The organism is Aquamicrobium sp. NLF2-7 (assembly GCF_022359935.1).
In the GTDB taxonomy this organism is placed as follows: domain Bacteria; phylum Pseudomonadota; class Alphaproteobacteria; order Rhizobiales; family Rhizobiaceae; genus Mesorhizobium; species Mesorhizobium lusatiense.
Genome location: NZ_JAKSED010000007.1, coordinates 189,192 through 212,972, shown reverse-complemented (window position 1 = coordinate 212,972; position 23,781 = coordinate 189,192). Strand labels below are relative to the sequence as shown.

Here is a 23,781-nt window from a genome sequence, read left to right as displayed (position 1 = left end):
TCATGACCACCAACAAAAACACGTCTCACAAACCGCGTGCCCGCGAGCTTGGCCTGCCTTTCACCGGTGTCACCGGGCCGCACAACGCCATCACCGATGTTGCGAACGTCGCCGTCGGGCTGCACTCCGTATGCGAGGATGCGCCCCGGCCGGGCCGGCCGCTGCCGGTGCGCACCGGCGTCACCACCATTGTTCCGCATCCGCAGGCGGATATTCCCGTGCCGGTCTTCGCAGGCGTGCACCGTTTCAACGGCAATGGCGAAATGACGGGAACCCACTGGATCGAGGATGGCGGTTATTTTCTGGGGCCGATCGCCATCACCAACACCCACAGCGTCGGCATGGCCCATCATGCCACGATCAAATGGATGCTTGAGCGTTACCGGTCGACCTATCACGGCAGCAGACCACGCTGGATCATGCCGGTGATCGCAGAAACCTTTGACGGCATCCTCAACGACATCAATGCGCTGGCGCTGACCGAAGCCGATGTGCGCGCAGCCCTCGACAAGGCCGCAACCGGTCCGGTGGCGGAAGGGAATACCGGCGGTGGAACCTCCATGATCGCCTACGGCTTCAAGGGCGGAACCGGCACCTCCTCGCGCTGCCTGACCATCGCAGACCGGAAATACACGCTGGGGGTTCTGGTGCAGGCGAACAACGGGCAGCGCGACTGGCTGACCGTGTGCGGCGTGCCCGTCGGCCGCCATATGACCGATATCGCACCCGGCGCGGACATGGCCGAGCGCGGGTCCATCATCGTCATCATCGCCACCGATATTCCGATGGCCCCGCACCAGCTCCAGCGTCTGGCCCGCCGGGGCACCATAGGCATCGGCCGCAACGGCACGCCTGGAGGCAACAATTCCGGCGATATCTTCCTTGCCTTCTCGACCGCCAATGCCGAGCCGCTGCGTGATACGCCACCTGCCTTGCGCTGCCTTGAAATGGTGGACAACGATCAGTTCGATCCGATCTACATGGCCGTCGTCGATGCCGTTGAGGAAGCCGTCATAAACGCCATGCTGGCTGCCGAAACCATGCCCGGCACGATCGATGGCCGCCTTGGCATTGAGGCCATCCCGCACGACCGGCTGGTAAAGATCATGCGGGATTATTCCCGGCTGGAGATTTCGGCATAACCGAACGCCGAAAGGCCCGGGTCATTGTTATGGGCTCCGCCGCGGCATCGATACAGGAGAGCCAGAAGCACTCTGAAATATCATTTCAGACGCCATCACCGTAGCATTCGTTAGCAGTTTGTTTACCGCGTTTGTTTACCACTCATTAGCCATAAGGCCGGGTAGCTGCGACTCCGTCGTCATCGGCAGTAGGCAGCCTGTGTTGGTGATGGAATGGCGAGGAAACTGCAAAACTGCTGGCGGATTGCGCCCCTCGTAATGCTTGCCATCGCATCCGTGGCGGTTGCCGGCTGCGCGGGCGGCCCGGGCCGGCACACTGCCGCCAGGACCAGTTGCGCGACAACGCCTACTGCCAGTTGCCCCCCCGGCAATGCCGGCGTCGATGCCGGTTCGGTGACAGGCAGCGTGCATGGCTTCGGAGCGGTTGCCACCGCACCGGAGGTCATGGCCGCAGAAGCCCGCCGCGACGCGGCCGCCGAAGAGATCGAGAAAGCGCGCGCCTCCGCCCGTCCGGATGCCGGCTTCGTCGCCAGCCTCGGCGGTGCCACGGAGCGCAACGAGGCCTATTCCGGCCAGAACTCCGGCGGCGCCTATTCCTATGCCCTGTCGGTGGACATTCCGCTCTATCAGGGCGGCCGTCCGCAGGCGGCGATAGAGGCCGCGCGCGCCGATCTGCGCGCCACCGAACATCTGACCGTGGACCGCCGCATCTCCACAACTTACGAGCTGGCTCTTTCGCTGTTGCGGATTCGCCAGCAGCGCGAGCTGATCGCGACACTGGATCGCCAGCGCTCCATGCTGTCCAGCTTGCGGAGCGAACTGCGGGCCGAACTCGCCGCCGGTCAGGCGAGCCGGGTCGACGTCGATGACACCGACCGCCAGATCGCCCGCATCGACGTGCTGCGCGAGACCGCACGGCTGGCGATTGCCGATGCAAGCCGCTCCACCGACCGGCTGGGCGTTTCCGGCACCGCCCAGCTTCCCGACATTTCCGGCCTCGGACTAGGCGAAAGCCAGCAGGCGCTGATCGATCTGGCGCTGCGCAACAATCCGCGCATCGGCGAAAGCTCGGCCCGGGTGGATGCCGCTGCCGCCCGCATCACCGAGGCAAAGGGCGAAATGCTGCCCACGGTTTCGGCGCGTTTGCAGGCTATCGGCGAGGATTCGGAACTGCCGAGCGTGGACCGCAGCCATGGTGGCAGGGCCGAAGTGCGGCTGTCCATGCCGTTCAATCTCAACGGCGCGGCATCGGCCACGGTTCGCCAGCGCTCAGATGAAAAGCGCGCCGCGCTGTTCGACAGCGATGCCGCGCGTCGCGGGGTTGCGGCCGCCGTCCGTTCCGCCTTCGAGCGCCGTCTCCAGGCAAGGCGCATGCTCACCGTCTCGCAGGCGGAACTGCGCAGCGCCAAATCGATGCTGAGCGGAGTGCGGGCGGAACGCAAGGTCGGCGAGCGTTCCACCTTCGACGAAATCCGGGCTATCGAGAACGTGACGTCTGCCGAAACAAACCTCAATGCGGCGAAATACGAACTTCAGGCCGCCGAATATACGCTGGCGGCGGAAACCGGCGTCATCGACCGCCTGTTCAGAAATCCTGCCGGACCGGCGGCGGTCGCCGCCAGATAGCCCTTACTCCGCAGCCAGCCGGGAAGACCCGGCTGCGGGTTCCGCCGCATCAAGCGCAGAGCGCATCCGGCTTGCAAGAACCCTCACGAACGGTTCCAGCACCATGCCGTCGTGGTCGCCCGCCACTTCCTGAACCTCAAGGTTGGCGACATAGGGCGTCCACCCGTTGTCGTCCATGGCCGCGTTGCGTCCCTCCTGCAATCGCCGCCCGCCGCTGAGATGATAGATGATGTTGAGCCTGGGGCGATACAGAACCACCTTTCCGTCATAGGGGCGCACCTCGTACCGGGGCAGAGCTTCACGGAAGGCCGCTTCGATCTTCATGTTGTGGAACTGCGCACCTGACGTCTCGGCTTCAGCCGCCTCGCGGCTGCGCTGCTGCGCTGCCTGCCAGTTTTTCCGGTTGCGGATCCACTCGCTCACGAAGGCGAGGCCGTCGCGCCGCAAATCCTGAAGCTTCATGTTGAGCCGGTCGAGGATACTGAGCGGCGGTTGTGTCGGCAGCGGCGTGTCGAGCATCACCAGAAGCGCGGTCTTTTCGCCTGCGGCCCTCAGTTGTTGCGCCATTTCGTAGGCGATCAGCCCGCCACCGGAAAACCCGCCGAGCAGATAGGGTCCATGTGGCTGAACGGTGCGGATTTCCGCAATGTAATCGCTGGCCGCTTCCCGGAAGTCACGATGCGGTTCCTGATCGCCATAGAGACCGCGCGCCTGCAGGCCGTAAACCGGGCGATCCTTGCCGATGTGCAGCGCAAGCTGCCGCAGGTTGAGGATATTGCCGAACATGCCCGCACACAGGAAGAACGGCGTGCGGCCGCCGCCGGCACCCGTGTTCATCGCAACGAGGTGGACATGCCGCTGTGCTGCCTCAGCACGGCTTGAATCAGACGCTTCGTCCGGCGTGGCATCCGTGCGGGCGGAAAGGAGTGCCGCGCAATCGGCGATGGTCGGTGCCTCGAACAGCACCGATATCGGCAGGTCGACCGCATAGGCCTTCCTGATCATGCGGAACAGGCGCACGGCAATGAGCGAGTGGCCGCCAAGATCAAAGAAGCTATCATTGACGCCGACCTTGTCGACGCCCAGCAATTCGGTCCAATAGCCGGCAAGCGTGCGCTCGATGTCGTTTCGCGGCGCCACATAATCGCTGTCGAGATCCGGCCGCTCAAAGCCTTCGCTGGATGCATCAGCCATGACAGGAGGCTGCGCCGCGCGCCGGCGCAGCGCAGCCAGATCCATGGAGCTTATGATCGGCTGGGCCTCGTCTGTCGCCAGAGCGCGCAGCATCGCCTCGAACCCTTCGGCCGGCAATATGCCCTGCCGTACCTGCTCCGCCAGTTGCAGGGCAGCGGGCGAAGTGGCCCGGCCGTCACCGGCTATGTCCGGTGCCACGGTGCTGCGTGCACCATCGGCGGCCGCGTGCGCGACGAGGCCATCATCCAGCCGCTTCATGACGAAGCGCTCGACCTCGACGACGACACGGCCGTCCATGTCGGCGATGGTGACATCGAAGGTCGCATAGCCCTGCGCGCTGCCGGCATCCTCGTGCAGGCGGACATGGCTGCGGATCGCGGCCGGAAGAGGTCCGTGAACCGCGATGCGCGCATAGGACATCGGCACCCACAGAACCTGCGACGCCACATAACCGGGAACCAGTTGCATGGCGAAGCCGGTTGCGATGTCGAGCAGGGCGGGGTTCACCAGCACGCCGGACTGCCGGTCGTCCCGGTGGTCCTGCGACAGGCTGAGTTCGGCAACGGCATCGCGTGCGCCGAATGCGGTGGAGCGCAGCACCTGCCAGCGTGGCCCGAACAGGATGCGTCCATCCTGTATGGCGCGGAGGGCGGCAGAGCCTTGCGCGGTTTCCACAAGGGGAAGCGTCGCCGCCAGCGCGGGCAGATCGGCCCGCCGCGCCGACCCTTCTTTCAGCGGGTGAAGCGAAGCTTCCGCATAGGTTTCAAATCCGGCATCGGCGCTGCCGGCACGGATTTCGAGATGATAGCCGGCACCATCCGGCTCCAGCCTGACGCGAAGCGAGATCGTTTCCCCGTCCGCAATGACGAGCGGGCGCAGGAAAACGAGGTTTTCAAGGGCAAAGGCATCCCCGAACCCGTATTCCCGGGCCGCCTGCGCGGCGATCTCGATATAGCCGGTTCCGGGCAGCACCGGCTGGCCGGAGGTCATCCTGTGCTCGTCGAGCATCCAGTGCGTGGCTGGCCCGATGCCCGCTTCCAGCCATGGAACGCCGTTCCCGTCCTCCACCCAACGGCCGAAGAGGGGGCCCTTCGCATCCCCTGTGACGGACTCCGTTCCCGCGGCGGGGGAGGGGGCGGTCATGGCGCGGGCGGCAAGCCCGACCTCGTTCCACACGCCCCAGTGAATGGCGACGGTGCGGCGGTCCGTCCGCCCGGCCTGCTGGTCGGCATAGGCGTTGAGATAGGCGTTGGCGGCCACATAGTCGGCCTGACCTGCGGGAGCCGTATCGGTGCTGGTCGAGGAGAACAGCACGAACAGGTCGAGCCGCACGTCGCGGAAGATGCGGTCGAGCACTTCCGTTCCATGCAGCTTCGGCGACAGCACGTTCTCGACCTGCGCCACCGTCTTCACGGCAATCAGATCGTCGTCGACAAGGCCGGCCGTGTGCAGAACGCCGTTGATCTCGCCAAATGCGGAACGCGCCGCTTCGACGACGCGCGCCATGTCCTCCGGGTTGGCGACATCGCCGCGCACATAAAGAACCTGATGCCCGGCCGCCTCCATTGCGGCGATATGCTCGATGGCCCGGCGTCGGCGGTCGGTGCGCGCATGGGAGCGGATATAGAGCGGCCACTCAGTGCGCGGCGGCAGGGCCGACCTGCCGGTCAGCACGATGCGGGCCTCAAAACGCTCGGCCAGCCCGCGCGCCATCACCAGTGCCAGATCGCCGAGACCGCCCGTGATCAGGTACACGCCCTGCCGGCGCAGCTTGACGGACTGGCTTTCCGCCTCCGGCAGCGCCAGCGGCTGAGAGGTGCGGGACCAGCGGCGGCCGTCGCGATAGGCAACCACCTCCGAGCCGGCTTCCGCAAACAGATCCTCGACAAGCTGGGCCCGCAAGGCGGAGGCGGCATCCGGTTCCGGGGCGGCGGACCGGGCAAAAAGCGATGGCCGCGCGGCGGGTTTCGGCGTCAGCGGCAAATCGATCAGGCGCACATGGACGCCCGGCATTTCCTTCGGAATGGTCAGGCCCGGCCCCAGCACCGTCGACTTTTCGGGGTAGGGCAGGGGCTCCTCGCCAACTCGCTGCATTCCGTTGGTGACGACGGTGATGCGGGTTTCGCCATCACCACCGGCGTCTCCCAGCGCCTGCGCCAGGAAAAGCAGGCTGTAGAAGCCCTGCTCCTGATTGCGGTTGAAGAAGGTGGAACCCGGCCGATGGCTCTCGCCCTCCGTCACCAGCCACAAATGCAGGATGTTGGCTGGAAGCGGCCCCTCCTCCGAAAGCCCCGCCAGCAGCGCGTCATAGCCGGCGCGGCCGTCTTCCGGGCACACCACGTAATCGCCGGCCGCGCGCCGGGCAAAGGTGTCGCCCACCCGGACCGTGCACACCTGATGCCCGCCCGCCCGAAGCTCGCTGACCAGCCCGTTGCCGAAACCGGTTTCGTCCACGAACACGAGGAAAGAGGCCGGCGCCTTTTCCGCCCCGCTGACGTAGTCCGGCAGGCTCTGGCGCCATGCCGGCCTGTAGCCCCAGCCGGCAATATCGGGGATTTTCACCAGCGCATCCTGCGCCTTCTCATCCACGGAGGCAGCGGCACTGCGCTCGATGAAATAGCGCTGGTGCTGGAAGGGATAGGTCGGCAGCGAAACGCGCCGCGCGCCGCTTCCCTTCCACAGATCCGCCAGCGGAACATCGAGCCCCACCGCCCATGCGCGGCCAAGCGCCGCCAGCAGGTGAACACGGTCGTCCGTGTCGTCGTCGGCATGCGGCAGACTGTTGATGACCTGATTGGCGCTGATCGCCGAATGCAGCTTGACCAGCGAGGACAGCGCCCGGCCGGGGCCCACCTCGATGAAGACCCGGTTCGGCGTCTCGGCAAGCAGGGCGACGCCGCGCCCGAATTCGACAGTGGAACGCAGATGGCGCACCCAGTAGAGCGGATCGCGCGCATCGGCGGCGCTCAGCCATTCCCCGGTCAGGTTCGAGACGATCGGGATCGACGGCGCGTTGAGGCGGATGCCGCGCAGGAATTCCTCGAAGCGCGGCAGAATTGCGTCCAGCATGCGCGAATGGGCGGCGATGTCGATGGGCACGCGCGACGCGTCTATGCCTTTCCCGGTCAGCACCGCGCGGAATGCCTCCAGAGCGCCATTGCGGCCGGAAACCACGCAAAGCTCCGGCGCATTGACGGAAGCCAGATCGAGCTCGGCCGGCAAAATAGCTTTCAGAGCTTCGGCCGGCATCGGAATGCTGAGCATGCCACCCGGCTCGATCGTGTCGAACAGTTCACCACGCAGGCGCACAAGCCGCACCGCATCCTGAAGGCTCATCACACCTGAAATGCAGGCGGCCGCGTTCTCGCCCATGGAATGGCCGATAAGCGCTGCGGGCTGCACGCCATGCCGCATCCAGTGACGCGCCACGGCAACTTCGACGATGAGGATCGCCGGAAGCTGGACGGACGGGCGCAGGAAGGTGGCAGCGGCGGCATCTGGGTCCACACCTTCATCCAGCCAGACATGCCGGATCTCGGTCGCCGCCTGCGGCTCCAGAGCGCCCAGCGCCTCATCGACGGTGGCCCTGAAAGCGGCATCCTCTTCATAAAGACGGCGCGCCATGCCGACATGCTGGGCGCCGCCGCCTGGGAACAGGAAGACCGGCCCGCCCGCCATTTCCATGGCCGCGTGGGTGAAGGCGCGCCTGGTGTCCGGCGTGCGCAAAAGCGAAATCGCTTCCGCGCGGTCGCGCACGGCAATCACGCGCAGGTTCTCGAAATGCCTGCGGCCCACATGCAGCGTGTAGCTGGCATCGGTCAGCGAGAGGGCAGGGCTGTTGTCCAGCGCATCGCCCATCCGCACCATGGCCGGATCAAGTGCCTTGCGATGGCGGGCGGAGAACAGGAAGAGCTGCGGCCCGCCATCGCCGGCGCGCGCTCCTTCGGCTGCGGCCGGCGGCTGCTCGACGACGACATGGGCATTGGTGCCGCCGACCCCGAGCGAGTTCACGCCGGCGCGGCGTGGACCCGCGGTCTGCGGCCACGGTGTCAGCGCATCGTTGACGATGAAGGGGCTGTTCCTGAAATCGATGGCCGGGTTCGGCTTTTCGAAACCCAGCGTCGGCGGTATCTCGCCATTTCTCACGGCAAGCGTCGCCTTGATCAGGCTGACGACGCCAGCCGCCGTATCGAGATGGCCGATGTTCGACTTCACCGATCCGACGCGGCAGAAACCTGTCCGTGCCGTGCTCTGCCGGAATGCCTGCGTGAGCGCCTCGATCTCGATGGGATCGCCGAGATAGGTTCCCGTGCCATGGCATTCGACATACTCGATGTCGTCGGCCGACACGCCGGCCAGCCCCTGCGCCTCGATGACGGCTTCGGCCTGGCCGGTCACGCTGGGGGCCAGATAGGTGGCCTTGCTCGCCCCGTCATTGTTGATGGCCGTGCCCTTGACGATACCGTGGATGATGTCGCCATCGGCCAGCGCATCGGCAAGGCGGCGCAGCACGACGACGCCGACGCCGCTGCCGAAAACGGTGCCGCCGGCCCGGTGGTCGAAAGCGCGGCAATGGCCGTCCGGCGACAGGATTTCGCCTTCCTGATGCATATATCCACGCCGGTGCGGCAGCTCTATGGTCACGCCGCCGGCGATCGCCATTTCGCATTCGCCGGCAAGAAGGCTCTGACAGGCCATGTGCACGGCGACCAGCGAAGTCGAGCATGCCGTCTGCACATTGACGCTCGGCCCCCTCAGGTCGAAGGAGAAGGAGGCGCGGGTGGCCAGAAAGTCCTTGTCGTTGCCGGTATGGCGCAGCAGGAACATGCCGGTCTGCTCGACAAGCTGGCGGTTGCTGCAGACATTGAAGTAAAAATAGCTGCCCATTCCGCAGCCGGCAAAGACGCCGACCGGGCCTTCGCTGGAATCCGGCATACGCCCGGCATCTTCCAGTGCCTCCCATGCGCATTCCAGAAAATGGCGATGCTGCGGGTCCATGATCGCCGCTTCCTTGGGCGAAAGCCCGAAGAAATCGGCATCGAACATTTCCATGTCCGGCATTTCGGAGGTGCGGCGCACATAGTTGGGATGGTGTATGCGCGCCGGGGATTCACCGGCTGCCAGCAGTTCCTCTTCCGTCAGATCACGAATGGATTCGACGCCGTTGCGCAGATTGGACCAGAATTCATCCATATTGCGCGCGCCCGGAACCCGCAGCGCCATGCCCACAATGGCGATGTCATTCGGCGAATACTGGTCAGAATTGTCGATCATGCGGCTTGTTCCCGATCGATGAGCCAGCCCCTCAGCTGGTGCTGCATTGAGAGAATCTTCGCCACCTGAGCGCACATACCCTTCACCAATGCCTGTCTTGTAATAACATGATATGGCTTACTTGCCGCCGTAAGTTGAAAACCTCGTTAAAGCAGAAGCTGCACGACCTGAAATAAGGTGGCAGATGGTTGTCGACGATGCACCTCGTAGCAAACGGGCTTAACCAATGATTACGATACACGGCTTAAGTCGAAACATCCTGATCATGATGGTTTTACGCAGGCCAGTTAAAAGCACAGAGGCGAAATCGGTGCGGAGGGGAGCGTGATGGCGGCCAATTCCTTGGAGTGCGTTCTGGTTGGAGATGAATCGCTTCTCCTTCAGTGTGCACAGATTCTTCGCGACCACGGCCACTCGGTTGCTGCCATAGTCACCGAAAACCCCTCCATCGCAAGCCATGCCGCGAAGAACGGCATTCATGTTACCGGCTGGGGCGGAGACCTGGCTGCCAGCCTTGCGGATGTCGACTATGACTGGCTGTTCAGCGCCGCGAACCTGCGCATCATTCCCGAACCCGTCTGGCGCAAGGCAAGGGCCGGTGCCGCCAACTTCCACGACGGCCCGCTGCCGCGCTATGCCGGCCTCAATGCGCCTGCCTGGGCGATTTTGAACGGGGAAACCAGCCATGGTGTTACATGGCACGAGATTGCCGCCGGCGTGGACGAGGGCCTGATCTATGTTCAGGAAACATTCGACATCGCCCCCGATGAAACAGCGCTGACGCTGAACACCAAGTGCTTCGAGGCCGGCATTTCCACCTTCGCGACGCTGCTTCAGGAAATCGAGGCGGGCACGCTGGCCGGCAAGCCGCAGGATCTTGCCGCACGTTCATATTATGCGAAGGCGCTGCGTCCACAGGCGAGCGCAACCCTGCGCTTCGATCAGTCGGCTGAGGCGCTCATGCGTCTCGTGCGCGGGCTGGATTTCGGCAAGGGTTACGCCAACCCGCTGGGGGTCCCGAAACTGTACAGCGCCGATGGCGTCTATGCCGTCACCTCGATGATTGCGGACACCAACGCGGCGCACGGGGCTCCGGGAACCGTCCTGTCGGTTTCGAAAGAGGGCGTGGTCATCGCCGCTGCCGACCAGCCCGTCCGCATCACCGGCAGCCGCATCGGCGACGATGCCGACATGACAGCCGTGCTGACTGCGGGAACCATCCTGCCGCGCCTCGATGCGGCGGAGATGGAGAGCCTTTCGCAAGCAGTGGGAAATGCCGCCCGGCATGAGGATGCGCATCGCAGGCTTCTGTCGGCGCTGCACGATGTCGATCTGATGGATGTGCGCGCCTGTTCCTCGCAAAGCCGCCCCGATCCGTCCACCCTGCCGCTCGACCTGCCGGCCGGCCTTTCCCGCGAGGGCAAGCTCGCCGCGATTGCCGGTTTCATGCTGCGGCTGAGCGATCAGGATCGGATCTCTCTGGCCTACGCCGACGACGCGGTCAGGCAAGCCGCCACGCAGTATGCGGGCTATTTCCTTGAAAGCGTGCCGCTCGGCATCGACATGATCGATGGCGCTCCCATCGCCGCCTTCACAGCCGGCTTCAGCGAAAGGCTGGCCGAGGTGCGCAAGCATGGCCCGGTGCCGTCAGACCTGCCGCTTCGTTTCCCGAACCTGACTTCGCCGCACCTGACCGTGGGTCTGGTCGATGGCGGCGAGGCGAACGCCCTGCCGCACGCATGCGCGCTGGCTTTCGTTGCCGGCGACACGGACGACGCGCTTGTCTTCGACCGGAACAGGCTGAGCCAGGATCAGGCCGAAGCGCTGGCCGCGCATCTTTCCGTGTTTGCGGAAGCCTTCGCGGAAAATTCCGCACGGATGGCCGACCTGCCGCTGATGTCGGTGCAGGAAGAGCAAAAAGTCCTCCACGACTGGAACGACACCGAACGCGCCTACGATTCTGCCTGCATGCATGTGCTGTTCGAGCGTCAGGTGGACAGGACGCCGGATGCGGAAGCGGTGGCCAGCGGAGCCGTGGAGCTCAGCTACCGCCAGCTCGATGAACGTGCCAACCGCATCGCGCATGCGCTGATCGCGCAGGGCGTCGGGCCCGACGTGATGGTCGGCCTGCATGTCTCGCGCTCGGTCGATCTCGTCGCCGGCGCGCTCGGCATCCTGAAGGCCGGCGGCGCCTATGTGCCGCTCGACCCGCAGTTTCCGGCCGACCGACTCGAACTGATGATCGGCGACAGCGCAGCACCCGTCGTCCTGACCGAACGCGCGCTGAAATCGCGGCTCGCCGCGCCCGGCGCGACTGTCCTCGTCATCGAGGACATCGTGGAAGCCGCCGGCCGCAGCGATCGCCCCTCAGCCGTCGTCGCGCCTGAAAACCTCGCCTATGTCATCTACACGTCCGGTTCCACCGGGCGGCCCAAGGGCGTGATGCTCGAACACCGCAATGTCGCCAATTTCTTTGCCGGCATGGACGAGCGCATTCCCGTGCCCACCGGCGAACAGCCGGTGTGGCTCGCCGTCACCAGCCTGTCCTTCGACATCTCGGTGCTCGAACTGTTCTGGACGCTGGCGCGCGGCTTCAAGGTGGTGATCCATTCGGCGGAAGTCACCGCCCACAAGTCCGCCGGCTATTCCGGGCGGGCTCTGGATTTCGGCCTGTTCTACTGGGGCAATGACGACGGCGCCGGCCCGCAGAAATACCGTCTGCTGCTGGAAGGCGCGAAATTCGCCGATGATCACGGCTTTCAGGCCGTGTGGACGCCGGAGCGGCATTTCCATGCCTTTGGCGGGCCTTATCCGAACCCTTCCGTGACGGGTGCTGCCGTTGCCGCCGTCACGAAGAACCTGTCGATCCGCGCCGGAAGCTGCGTGCTGCCGCTGCACCATCCGGCCCGCGTGGCCGAGGAATGGGCCATCATCGACAACATCAGCAATGGCCGCGCCGGCCTTGCCTTCGCGTCTGGCTGGATGCCGGAGGATTTCGTGCTGCGGCCGGAGAATGCGCCGCCGCACAACAAGGCCGCCATGCTGCGCGACATCGAAACCGTGCGCCGGCTGTGGCGCGGGGACAAGGTCGAGTTCGATTTCGGTTCCGGCACCGTGGGTGTCGTCACCCAGCCGCGCCCTGTGCAGAAGGAACTGCCGGTGTGGGTGACCACCGCCGGCAACCCGGAAACATATCGCGATGCGGCAAGGCTGGGCGCCAATGTGCTGACCCATCTGCTCGGCCAGTCGATCCCGGAACTGGCGGAAAAGATCCGCATCTACCGCGAAACCCTTGTCGAGTGCGGGCGCGATCCCGCCGACCACAAGGTCACGCTGATGCTGCACACGCTGCTTGGCGAAGATCGCGAGGAGGTGCGCAATCTGGCCCGCGAGCCGATGAAGGATTATCTGCGCAGCGCCACCGCGCTCATCAAGCAATATGCCTGGGCCTTCCCGGCCTTCAAGAAGCCACAGGGCGTCGACAACCCGATGGAGATCGACCTTCAGGGCCTTGCCGACGACGAGCTTGACGCCATCCTTGAATTCGCCTTCCTGCGCTATTTCGACGACAGCGGATTGTTCGGTACGGTCGATGACGCCATGCGCCGCATCGAAGAGATCTCTGCCATCGGCGTCGACGAGGTGGCCTGCCTGATCGACTATGGCGTTGCCAGCGCAACCGTCATGGAGCGCCTGAAGCCGCTGGCCGAAGTCGTGGCCCGCACACGCGGTGCCGCTGACGAAATGCCGGCGCAGGCGCCGCGCTCGTTTGCGCAGGACATCGCGGAGCACCGCGTCACCCATCTGCAATGCACGCCATCCATGGCGCGCATGTTCATGGTCGATGAGGCGAGCCGGCAGGCGCTGCGCGATGTGCGGCACCTGTTCATCGGCGGCGAGGCGCTGTCGGCGACATTGGTGTCGGACCTGCGCAAGGCGACCCCGGCCAGCATCGAGAACATGTATGGTCCGACCGAAACGACGATCTGGTCCTCGACCATGACGGTGGAAAAGGTCGAAGGGGTGGTGCCGCTTGGCCGCCCCATCGCCAACACGCAGCTCTATGCGCTGGACCGCAACGGCCGGCCGGTTCCGCCCGGCATGCCGGGAGAGCTCTATATCGGCGGCGACGGCGTTGCGCGCGGCTATCACAACCGCCCCGACCTGACGGCCGAGCGTTTCTTCCCCAATCCGTATTGCAAGGGCCGCTTTTATCGCACCGGCGATCTGGTCCGCTTCCTTGACGACGGCACGCTTCAGTTCCTTGGCCGGGCCGACCATCAGGTCAAGGTGCGCGGCTACCGCATCGAGCTCGGGGAAATCGAAGCCCGCATCGCGGAGTTCCCCGGCATTGCGGAAGCCGTGGTCGTGGCGCGCGAAGACCGTGCCGACGATGTGCGCATCGTCGCCTATCTGCGCCTTGCGGGCGGCGCCATCGACGAGGAAGCCCTGCGTGCGCATCTCGCACAGTCCCTACCGCATTACATGATGCCGGCGCATTTCGTAACTCTCGACGCATTCCCGCTGACGCCCAATGCCAAGGTGGACCGCAAGGCGCTGCCGAGGCCTGACGTGAAGCCGCAGGTGGAGGCGGCGGCCTATGTGGCTCCGGTCGACAACATGCAGCGCGAGATCGCCGAAACCTTCCGGCGCATTCTCGGCGTGGAACGCGTCGGACTGTCGGACAGCTTCTTTGCGCTTGGCGGCCATTCCCTGCTTGCCGTGCAGGCGCATCGCGAACTCAAGGCGGGCGTTGCACCCGACATGGCCATCACCGACCTGTTCCGCTTCCCGACCGTTTCGGCACTGGCCGGGCATCTTTCGGATCGCGGCAAGTCCGACGAGCGGCTGAGCAAGGTGGCCAGCCGCGCGGCCGCGCGCCGTGCCGCACTTGGCGGCCGCATGGCCCGGAACCAGCCCGGCGGATGATCCTGTTCGACCAGATATTCGATCCGGAGATCCGGCCGGCCATCCGTGTCGTGACAGGCGATCCCCGCATCGAACGATCGCCCGGGCTGCCGGACGAGGAAACCGCGTTGAGGCGCGCCTCGGAGTGTCGGCGGCGCGAATTCAGGACGGGGCGGGCGCTGGCGCGGGAGGCCATGGGCGCGCTCGGCATTGCCCCGGCAGCGATACCTGCTGCCGATGATCGCTCGCCGATATGGCCGGAAGGGATCGTCGGCTCCGTCACCCACTGTGACGATCTCTGTGCAGCGGCGGTTGCGCGAAAGGCGGACAGCATTCTTTCGATCGGGCTCGATGTCGAGCCGGCCGAGCCGCTCGACCCGGACCTCATTCCTGAAATCTGTGTGGATGAGGAACGCCGGTGGCTCGCAACCCTGCCGGCTTCCCACTGCGGCCTTTTCGCCCGGACAATGTTCAGCGCCAAAGAATGCGCCTACAAATGCCAGTATCCGCTGTCACACACGCTACTGGATTTCCATGCGATGACAATCAGCATCGATATCAGCCGGGGAAGCTTCGAGGCGTGCTTCAACCGGGATGTGCCCCCATTTCGCACGGGCGACAGGTTGCCCGGCCGCTTCGCCATGGATAGCTGCCATATCGTGACCGCCACGGCGCTCACGGCGAACGCATTCGCTTTCGGCTATCTGCACAGGCAAGGAGAAAGGCATGACGCCCCCGTCCGGTACGTATAGAAAAGATAAACGGGACCATGGTGCCACGACGCACAGGCGCAAGGGCACCCTGCTTCTGGTGACGGCTGTGCGCCTGCGCAAGGGGCCCAATGGATTGCAGCTCGACGACCAGACCTGTGCCGGCGTGTGCCGCTGGGCGGAACGTTTCGCCAAGGTGGTTTATGCCGGCATCCTGCTGGATGAGGGGCAGGAGGAGCAGACCTCCACGACATGGGTGGACGTCGACACGCTGCCCTGCGCCGATCAGCTGAAATTCATCGCGCTTCCCATGGCCTACAATGTGAGCACTTTCGCACGAACCTATCGCGCCACGCGCAGCCTGCTGGCCGACGAGATCAGGCGGGCGAACAATCTGTGCTTCACCATCGGTTATGTGGCGGGAGACTGGGCGGCTGTCGCTGCGCGGGAAGCGATGGCACAGGGGCGAAAATATGCCGTGTGGTTCGACCGTGTCGAGCATCGGGTCCTGCGCAACATCGTCCCTACATTGCCTTTCAAGCGCCGGATCAAGGAACGTGCCATGCTCCTGGTCATGGAGCGCTATCACCATTACATAACGCGACGCAGTTCGCTGGCGCTGCTGCAGGGCATGGACACTTTCAACGCCTATGCACGGTCTTCCGCCAACCCCGCCTGCGTCTACGATGTGCACACCAGCCGCGAGGATTTTGCTCCGGCGCCGGATGTGGAGGCAAAGCTTACCAGCATCCGCAATGGGGAACCTTTGCGCATCGTCTATGTGGGCCGGGCCGACGAGATGAAAGGACCCATCGACTGGCTCGACGTGATCGCCCGCGCAATTCGCACCGGCGTTCCGCTGAAAGCCACATGGATCGGGGACGGCCCGCTGCTTTCGGCCAAGCGTGACCATGCAGGCAGGACTGGCATCACGGAGCATGTCACATTTGCCGGTCACGTCGGCGACCGTCGGCGCATCCTGTCGGAAATGCGGCAGGCGCACCTCTTCCTGTTCTGCCACAAGACGCCTGAATCGCCCCGCTGCCTGATCGAAGCGCTGGTGTCGGCATGTCCCATCGTCGGCTATGAGAGCGATTATGCCGCCGGCCTGATCAGGGAAGAAGGCGGCGGGCGCCTTTCGCCGCTGAACGACATCGACCAGCTGGCAGAACTGGTTGCCGACCTGAACGCGGACAGGGAAGGATTGGCGCAGCTTGTCGAGGAAGCAGCGAAGGCAGGACGCCGTTTCGACGAGGAGACGCTTTATCGTTACCGGGCAGGCCTGATCGCAGCCCATGCCTAGAGCAGGTCTGCGCCCGGACAAAAAAAGGAAGCGTTCTGGTCGCGGCTGCATCCGGCTTGTGCTGATGGTGCTGCTTGCCGGTGTCATGACGGACGGCGCGATTGCGCAGAAAAATGCCGTGCGGCTTTTCATTTCCGGCCACAGCCTCACCGACAGGCCGCTGCCCGACATGGTGGCCGCCATGGCGGATCACGATGGAATTCGGATCGACTGGGACAGGCAGCATATTGGCGGCTCGACCATCCGTCAGCGCACTTTCGGCAATGACGAAAAGCGGCCCGGTTCCGGCTATGCCGCCGGGGTGAACCGAGATGGCGACCCGGTGGACGTTCTGGCAACGCTGGCGTCTCCGCCGCCGCACGACCTCTTCGTCGTGACCGAGTGGCATCGCGTGCTCGATGCTCTCACATCACATGAGACGGTCCGGCACCTGCGCGATTTCCAGGCGCGGGCGGTGAGTGCAAACCCCGGTGCAAAGACCTATTTCTATGCGCCATGGGCCGATATTGCCGACCCCGGCAAGCCGGATGCATGGATTAGCTATGAGCGCAGCGCTTCGCCGGTCTGGCACTGCATAGCCGCGCGGGCAGGCGAGGGCACCAGCCCCGTGGACTTCATTCCCGCCTCACTGGCGCTGGCCGATCTCGTCGCCTATCTGAACAGTGAAAAGCCTCAGGGCTTCACCGGTGAAACGCCGGGCGAGATCACCTCGCACCTGTTCACAGACCATGTGCACCTGACCGATCTTGGCGTCTATTTCGTCGCGCTGATCACCTATGGGACGCTGTTTGGAGGAGACCTCTCACAGGCGTGGATGCCGGCGGGTGCCGATCCATTGCAGGCTGGCACGCTGCGCGCTTTCGCGGCCGGGTTCATGGAGAGATGGCGAGATCGCGAGGATGGCCAGACGGACTGCAAAACGCTGCCGTCAGGCTTCATCTCCACCTATACGAGCTACATGCAGACCGCCTACACGAATGCCGAAATGGGCGTGTTCCGCGCTTCTGTGAAGCGGATGCGCGATACGCTGCAGCTGTCGTGGCGCTTTCATGGCTGGGGTGACAATCCGCTCGACACCCGGTGAGACAGGGCAGCGTCAGGAATCCGAGCGCTTGCGGTCGGTGCGCACCCACCCTTTGCTGCGCCCGCCGGTCGCCATGGAGCCGTAGAGCTTCAGCTTGGAGAAAAGATAGGGCACCACCTTCATCAGCGCACGCGGCGACAGCACGTGCCGACCATAAGCGAACCACGCCACAAAAGCGGAAAGGCCGAACAGAAGCAGGCTTGCCATCGAGATATAGAGCGCAAGGCCCGGAAGGCCGAACAGCCACGTCACGGCGGCTGTGATGACGAAGGCACCGATGATCAGCAGGATGAGAAGTGTCAGCGGCGGAACGAGTATGTCCAGCGCAAGCGCCAGTGCCTTCAGGCTGTGCGCGGCGACTGCGGCCGGCAGGCTCCGCAGCGCCAGCGCAATCATGCCGACATGCCCTTCTTCCCAGCGGCTGCGCTGGGTGGCAGCACCTGCCGTCGTATAGGGGAAAAAACTGTCGATGCGCGCATTCCCGCAATAAAGGGGGGGCTGGCCGGACAGGGCGAGATCAAGCCCGAGCTTCATATCCTCGACCAGACTGGCATGCGCCAGATTGGCTGTCCTGATGGTCTCCCATGGAAAGGCCATGCCGCTTCCCGTCAGATGGCACGGCAGGCCAAGCCTGTGCAGGCCGGCCGGCCGCACACGGTTCTTGATCAGGAACGCGAACTCGGCCACCTGAAAATTCAGCCCCCCGTCAGGCGGCGCGGTCATCAGATACAGTCCCTGCACGGGCCGTCCACTGGCCGCGACCTCTCTTGCCAGCCTGTCCACGGAGCCCGGCGTCAGCGTGCAGTCGGCATCGACCACGATGACGACAGCAACCGGTGCCTGTTCGAGGTGACGCACGCCGAAGTCCAGCGCATAGCCTTTGCCGCGGCAGTCAGGGTCGTGTCGTTCCACCACCTCGGCGCCCGCGGCCCGCGCCAGGGCAGCTGTCCCGTCGGTGCAGTTGTCGGCAACGACCAGCAGCCGGTCGCCGGGGCGCAACTGGCCGCGCAGCGCCATAACCGTGGCTGCGATGCCGCTTTCTTCCTGATGCGCCGGAACGAGGATCGCCACATCCGGGCGATGGCCATCACTGACAATGGCCCTGTCTCGCGCCGGAAGCAGGCTTGCAAATATTTCGATGGCAAAGATCGCAACCGGAAAAAGCAACCACAGGTTGACGACCACAAGGAGAATGAGAAGAAAAATCATTTTTGCCTTCTGGCGACGGCCCTCAAGTCTGCCCACTATACAGAGATTCTGATATTAACTGTGTTCAGACCTTTCAACGTATCGCTGCTATCATCACTTGACGTTAAAGGATCGCTAATGCTGTGTGTTTCGGACAGCATGGCCGGCGGGCGCCCTGGGAGAAGTATTATTTCGGCAACCGTCGGAAAAATGTCAGAAGCCAATATGACAGTCACACCTTCCATCATGCCCGCTATCGAGCGACGGCATTTTCTTGGCGTGCCATTCGACAGGATTGCCTTCGACGATGTCATCAGGCTGATCGGGGATACGCGCGACGACCCCGCCTATCGCTACATCGTAACACCCAATGTCGATCACATCGTTCGCCTGGCGCAGCATCCCGAACTGCTCCCCTATTATGAGAATGCGTGGCTGACGCTGTGCGACAGCAAGCCGGTGTCGATGCTTGCAAAGGCCGTGCCGCTCACCCTGCCGCGGGTGACGGGCGCGGACCTGACTGCCTGCCTGTTCGGCCTCGTCATCAGGGATGGTGATCACATCACCATGATCGCTCCCAGCCAGAACGTCATCGATCAGATGCGGGCCAGATTTCCGCGCCTGAATATACGCGCCCACGTGCCCCCCTATGGCGTCCTGAACAATCCTGCCGAGTTGCAGCGCTGCGTGGATTTCGCGGTGCAGGAAAGGGCGGATTTCATTTTCGTGGCGATCGGATCTCCGCAATCGGAGAAGATCGCCTATGAGATTTCAAAGGACCCGGAGGCAACGGGCATATGCCTGTGCATCGGGGCGGCGCTGGAATTCATGACCGGCATGAAGAAGCGGGCTCCGCGCTGGATGAGCAGAACGGGTCTGGAATGGCTGCACAGGCTGGGTTCCGACCCCGGACGCCTTTGGCGGCGTTACCTGTTCTCCGTATTGCCGCTGTTGGGGCTGGCAGTGCGCGAGATTCCCCGGGGCTGGTGGGCGCGGCTGCGCGGCTGACCTCACTGTGCGTTGAGATAGAGCGCCAGCGCGGCCATTGGTCCGATCGACTGATGCACAGTATATTCCTGCTGCATGACCAGCGCCGGATGCTCCACCAGATATTCGAAATAGGGTATCGAGAAACGGGGCGGTTCAATGCGCCTGTGCATGGCGTTATCGGCCGTTCCGGCCTCGGGCAGCGGCGACCATGGCGGCCCGAAAATCCATCCATGCGCCGTCTGTGCCTGTGAGGCCCAGCCATAGATGGTGATGCCGGCGGGAGGTTTGACGCCCATCGCCAGATGGTCTTCATGCAGCGGATTTCCGACGCTGCGAACGCCGCCGCCCGTCACCAGGCTGAGCCCCAGCTGGTTGGCGCCGAGCATGACATGATGGGCGCGCTCCATGGCCTTGAGTATTTCCGGGTCGTGCCCGATCTGGTGGGCGCGCATGAGAAGCTGCAATTCGCTGTAGGCGGGTGCTCCGCCCTGTCCCCAGCCGGAGGGAGCGGCGGGGTGCTTGAGGCTCGGATAGGCAAACGGCTTCTGCGCATCCACCACCACTTGCGCCTCACGAAGAAAAGCCTCTTTTATCGCGGCCGCGATCGTCTCGTCCGGCTTGTCCGATCGCAGATAATGCCATGCCGCGTCGCCCTTGTGGGCGTAGAGGTCGAGCCCCTCCCGCCACCGGTCCTCGAAAATCGCGCCATAGGCGGCATCGCCGGTCAGACGCAGCAAGGCAGAGGCGGCTGCGATACGATATTCACCGGCCGTCCGCTGCAATTGCTGCCGGTGCTGCGACCATGGCACCTTCCCGAATATGCCGGCCTCATCGCCAGCCTTCAGCGCCTCCGCGTAATAGGCATCCGGGTCGGCAAAGCCGCGTTCGCCCGCAGCCCATGCCGCTACGGCGCTGTCTGAAAACAGGGCGGCGGCCTCACCGGCACCCAGATCCTTCAGGATTTTGGCAAGCCGGGCTGCAACCGCTGCATATTTATAGCTGGAGACATGATCGGGCGCGTAGGCGAACACCGTCTGATGTTCGAGAAAACTGGGCTCCCCGCGCAACGGGTGGCCGGCGCTTTCGATACCACCGCGAACACTGCCATCAGGCGCTTGCAGCCGTCTGAAGAAATCCAGCAGCCAGATCGCCTCATGAACGAGATCGGGCAGGGCATCGGTTTGCCGAAAAGCCGGTTCTTCGAGAACTTCGGAGGATTTCGGCAGGCCGCTCCCGCGCAACTGCCGCTTCTGCGGCGTGAATTCATAAGCGTCGAGCAAAAGCGACGACACCTCCACATGCTGGATACGGCGATCCCAGTCGCCGGCATCCATGTAGCCGCCCCAGTAGGTGTCAGGCGCTTGCGTGTCGGTGATCCACGCCGGCTTCGCCGCTTCCTCGAACGGCACGAAACCGCCGTCGAATTCCGATGACCACGCCAGCGGCAAGCGCGTTTCGAAAATGGTCAGGCCGGGGCCGGGACGAAAGGCGGCAGGCCGCGAATATCCGAAGCGGCCATCGAGCGGAATTCCGCTGCGATGATGATAAAGGCCGGCAAGCGAATTCCGCGCCGCCTTTTCCCAAACATCGTCGGCTATGGTGACGGCGTCCGAGACACCAATGCCCGGAATGCGCAGCCGGTAGGTTCCATTGTGTTCAGGCACCCATGCCGAATAATCGAGCTCGAACACGAAGGTGCCCGCCCGGCTGGCCCGTTGCGCCGCCGTTGCCGTGGCGCCCTGCTCGACCCGGCCGGGAAGCTCTCCTTCTACATCGTTGACGGTGAAGCTGGTCGACATCGCGGCTTCAACCGTGGCGAAAACCGCACCCGCATCCTGATCGCCGCCCATCCGTTCGAGCGCGATGCGCTGACCGGTCTGGAAGCCATGCGGCTGTCGGGTCGTGAACGTGCCGTCACGCAGACCGCTCAGCGCAATGCGCGGCGCGGAAGCGTCCGTGTATTCCATCAGCTCGTGGGCAAGTCCGTTGCCGGGTTCCGGCGTATCCGGGCCGGCGCGAAGTCGCAGGGGTCCGGCGAACACCTGCTGTCCGCTGACATCGATCACCTCGAAGCCATCAATGCCGTACTCACGAAAATCCACCGCGCCGTGATGCGGCCCACCCGGCAGCCACAGCGAAAGATAGGCTGTCTTTGCAAGATCGCCGCGCCGGTGGCCGTTCTGCGTCACATGAACGGACGAAGCGCGGATCTTGCGGTCGTCGAAGTCGAACGCCGTGTCCGGAAGCACAGCGCCGGGCCAGACGATGACATGGCTGCCGGAGGGCAGGGGACCGTCGAGTTTCAGGTAAATATCGTGGCGAAAGCTGGCGCCCGCGCGGGTGTCGCCATTGGAAGCCGGAAACAATCCGGAATCATAGGGCATGGATTTGCGATGAATGGAAACGACATTGCGGCCTCCAACCTGCCCGTAGCCCTGTGTCTCGTCGACGTGCGCACGGTCGAGAAAGGTGTCTGGTGGCGTATCGGCAAGGCGTAAATGATCGCGCGCAGGCCCGATCACCAGCCCCCGGCCGCCCGCATGACGAACCCATGTTCCGTTCGGCTCGGGCCGGGGACCATCCAGCTTTACGATGCCGCCACGCAGGAACTCCGGATCGCGGATTTCGACATGAACGATGTCGGGCGCGGCCATGGAGACTTCCATCACCTGCGCAGTACGCGTTCCGGCCACAGCAGCGCCGGCCGACAGCACAGCAAGCACGAGCAAGAAACCGCAACGAAGCCAGTTCAACATTATGCGTCCATTAACCTTTGGCGGACATCCCGCCTGCGTTAACCTGTTGTTCCGCCATGCCGTGCTACGGCTTATAGATTAAAAGCTCGGGATAGTCCGGTTGAAATTCGCTGCTCTGTTCATAGCATTTGCGTGCACAGTCCCAATCAGTCTGCTGCTGCGGAGCACGCCCGGATTCCCCCGCCTGTTCTGGACGGTGTTCGGCATCCTGCCGTTTATGGCCGCCTCCATGCCCCTGTTCGACGTGGGGTTGATCAGCTGGGCAGGTGAGTGGATCGGCTTCGTCTATGGCCTGGAACTCAGCCTTGTCGACATTCTGGCCGTCGCGGCGCTTCTGAGCTTCGGTCCCGGCCGCATACCGCTGTGGTGCAAGCTGCCGCTGCTGATCTATATCGGCGCTGCCGCGCTTTCGATGCTGCAGGCTTATGAGCCTCTGGCGGCAAGCTTCGGCGTCTGGCAATTCGCCCGCATGTTCCTGATCATGGTCGTCGTTGCCCGCGCCTGTCTGGAGCCGAAGACGGCCATCTACATCATGCAGGGCATGGCGCTCGGCATGGCCGCGCATCTCGTCGCCGTGCTCCACCAGCGTTTCGGTTTGGGCCTGTCGCAGGCGCACGGCCTGTTCATCCACCAGAACACGCTGGGCATGGCCGCGCATATGGTGCTGTTCCCGCATCTGGCGCTGCTGCTTTATGGATACAGGGGAACGCGCTGGCAGTTGCTGACCGTTATGGCGACACTGCTTGTCGTTATCTTCACCGCCTCACGCGCTTCCGTGGGCTTCAGCGCCTTGGGCATCATGCTGCTCTATGCCATACTGGCTCTGGCCGGCATGACCCAGCGCAAGATGCTGTTTGCATTGTCGGGCGCCGTCGCTCTGGCGATCATCGCGCCGGTGGCGATTTCGTCCTTTGATAAGCGCTTCGACGAGGCGCCGCTCACCGAGGACCAGTATGACGAGCGCGCGGCCTTCAACCGGGCTGCGTCGTTCATCGTCGATGACCATCCTCTGGGCGTGGGTACCAACCATTATGTCCATGTCGCCAAGAATTATGGCTATTCCGAGCGGGCCGGCGTTGCGCCGAGCGAGGTCAACCGCAACAACATCGTCCACAATGCCTACTGGCTGGCGATGGCGGAAACCGGATATCCGGGGATCGTGGCCTTCTGCCTGATGCTGATCGTGCCCATGATCACGGCTCTGCGCACAGGCTGGCGCGAGCGCCACAATGCGGAAGGCAATCTGCTGATCGGATGCGGCGTGGCGCTCCTGATCGCCTATATCCATTCCATGTACGAATGGGTGATCTTCGGCAAGGAGGTGCAATACCTGCTGTTCACCACCATGGGCATGATCTTCGGCATCTCGCTGCGGATGAATGCACTGCGTGACGCTGCGCTGCCAGTTCGCAACATCGCCATGCCATATCGGCGGCAGGCCGGCACCGCTGCAGCGCAGGGCAAGCTTGCCGGAGAAGGGACATGGTAACCATGGTTGGCGGAAATTGCGCCGGAAACACTGCCAAGGCCATCCCGCCGTCCTTTGTTCAGCAGCTGTTAGCGCAATGGCGTTATTGGCGGGGTCTGTCACTGGGAGTTATCGGTA

At 64.0% G+C, this 23,781-nt stretch carries 11 protein-coding genes; 8 read left to right on the top strand and 3 right to left on the bottom strand.

Going from position 1 to position 23,781, the window contains the following annotated elements:
- Positions 1-2: 2 nt before the first annotated feature.
- The gene (locus tag MIC97_RS23685; RefSeq protein WP_239802358.1) at positions 3-1,142 is read left to right on the top strand and encodes a P1 family peptidase; all 1,140 of its coding nucleotides are present in this window, start codon (positions 3-5) and stop codon (positions 1,140-1,142) included.
- 258 nt (positions 1,143-1,400) lie between these two features.
- Complete coding sequence (locus MIC97_RS23680; protein ID WP_239802357.1) at positions 1,401-2,768, top strand: TolC family protein; 1,368 nt, start codon at positions 1,401-1,403, stop codon at positions 2,766-2,768.
- Positions 2,769-2,771: 3 nt separating this feature from the next.
- On the opposite strand, the gene MIC97_RS23675 is transcribed toward MIC97_RS23680, so the two are convergent.
- On the bottom strand, positions 2,772-9,236 hold the full coding sequence (locus MIC97_RS23675; protein WP_239802356.1) for a type I polyketide synthase: 6,465 nt from the start codon (positions 9,234-9,236) through the stop codon (positions 2,772-2,774).
- A 327-nt stretch (positions 9,237-9,563) separates the two neighbouring features.
- On the opposite strand from MIC97_RS23675, the gene MIC97_RS23670 reads away from it, so the two are divergent.
- The 4 genes from MIC97_RS23670 (at position 9,564) to MIC97_RS23655 (ending at position 17,241) form a co-directional block, all read left to right on the top strand.
- Entirely contained in the window at positions 9,564-14,165 is a 4,602-nt protein-coding gene (locus tag MIC97_RS23670; protein ID WP_239802355.1) for a MupA/Atu3671 family FMN-dependent luciferase-like monooxygenase, read from the top strand.
- Complete coding sequence (locus MIC97_RS23665; RefSeq protein ID WP_239802354.1) at positions 14,162-14,896, top strand: 4'-phosphopantetheinyl transferase superfamily protein; 735 nt, start codon at positions 14,162-14,164, stop codon at positions 14,894-14,896. Before MIC97_RS23670 ends, MIC97_RS23665 begins: the two co-directional genes overlap by 4 nt.
- The gene (locus MIC97_RS23660) at positions 14,871-16,157 is read left to right on the top strand and encodes a glycosyltransferase (RefSeq protein WP_239802353.1); all 1,287 of its coding nucleotides are present in this window, start codon (positions 14,871-14,873) and stop codon (positions 16,155-16,157) included. The genes MIC97_RS23665 and MIC97_RS23660 overlap by 26 nt, the downstream gene beginning before the upstream one ends.
- 64 nt (positions 16,158-16,221) lie before the next feature.
- Positions 16,222-17,241: a hypothetical protein gene (locus tag MIC97_RS23655; RefSeq protein WP_239802352.1), complete on the top strand. Its 1,020-nt coding sequence runs from the start codon at positions 16,222-16,224 to the stop codon at positions 17,239-17,241.
- Between the two features lie 12 nt (positions 17,242-17,253).
- Here the strand turns inward: MIC97_RS23655 and MIC97_RS23650 are convergent, their stop codons facing one another.
- Positions 17,254-18,450 (bottom strand): glycosyltransferase family 2 protein, encoded by a 1,197-nt coding sequence (locus MIC97_RS23650; RefSeq protein ID WP_239802351.1) that lies wholly within the window; start codon positions 18,448-18,450, stop codon positions 17,254-17,256.
- 204 nt (positions 18,451-18,654) lie between these two features.
- Between MIC97_RS23650 and MIC97_RS23645 the strand changes: the two genes are divergently transcribed.
- The gene (locus MIC97_RS23645; RefSeq protein ID WP_239802350.1) at positions 18,655-19,437 is read left to right on the top strand and encodes a WecB/TagA/CpsF family glycosyltransferase; all 783 of its coding nucleotides are present in this window, start codon (positions 18,655-18,657) and stop codon (positions 19,435-19,437) included.
- 2 nt (positions 19,438-19,439) lie between these two features.
- On the opposite strand, the gene MIC97_RS23640 is transcribed toward MIC97_RS23645, so the two are convergent.
- The gene (locus MIC97_RS23640) at positions 19,440-22,175 is read right to left on the bottom strand and encodes a glycoside hydrolase family 9 protein (protein ID WP_239802349.1); all 2,736 of its coding nucleotides are present in this window, start codon (positions 22,173-22,175) and stop codon (positions 19,440-19,442) included.
- Between the two features lie 100 nt (positions 22,176-22,275).
- On the opposite strand from MIC97_RS23640, the gene MIC97_RS23635 reads away from it, so the two are divergent.
- Positions 22,276-23,664, top strand: a complete 1,389-nt coding sequence (locus MIC97_RS23635) for an O-antigen ligase family protein (protein ID WP_239802348.1) — start codon at positions 22,276-22,278, stop codon at positions 23,662-23,664.
- The last annotated feature ends 117 nt before the right edge of the window (positions 23,665-23,781 follow it).

Bases quoted from the DNA above. Each gene is read 5' to 3' on its own strand.
- MIC97_RS23675 (WP_239802356.1), bottom strand. From the start codon at position 9,236: ATGATCGACAATTCTGACCAGTATTCGCCGAATGACATCGCCATTGTG.
- MIC97_RS23655 (WP_239802352.1), top strand. From the start codon at position 16,222: ATGGTGCTGCTTGCCGGTGTCATGACGGACGGCGCGATTGCGCAGAAA.
- MIC97_RS23660 (WP_239802353.1), top strand. From the start codon at position 14,871: ATGACGCCCCCGTCCGGTACGTATAGAAAAGATAAACGGGACCATGGT.
- MIC97_RS23680 (WP_239802357.1), top strand. From the start codon at position 1,401: ATGCTTGCCATCGCATCCGTGGCGGTTGCCGGCTGCGCGGGCGGCCCG.
- MIC97_RS23670 (WP_239802355.1), top strand. From the start codon at position 9,564: ATGGCGGCCAATTCCTTGGAGTGCGTTCTGGTTGGAGATGAATCGCTT.
- MIC97_RS23685 (WP_239802358.1), top strand. From the start codon at position 3: ATGACCACCAACAAAAACACGTCTCACAAACCGCGTGCCCGCGAGCTT.
- MIC97_RS23640 (WP_239802349.1), bottom strand. From the start codon at position 22,175: ATGTTGAACTGGCTTCGTTGCGGTTTCTTGCTCGTGCTTGCTGTGCTG.
- MIC97_RS23665 (WP_239802354.1), top strand. From the start codon at position 14,162: ATGATCCTGTTCGACCAGATATTCGATCCGGAGATCCGGCCGGCCATC.
- MIC97_RS23645 (WP_239802350.1), top strand. From the start codon at position 18,655: ATGACAGTCACACCTTCCATCATGCCCGCTATCGAGCGACGGCATTTT.
- MIC97_RS23650 (WP_239802351.1), bottom strand. From the start codon at position 18,450: ATGATTTTTCTTCTCATTCTCCTTGTGGTCGTCAACCTGTGGTTGCTT.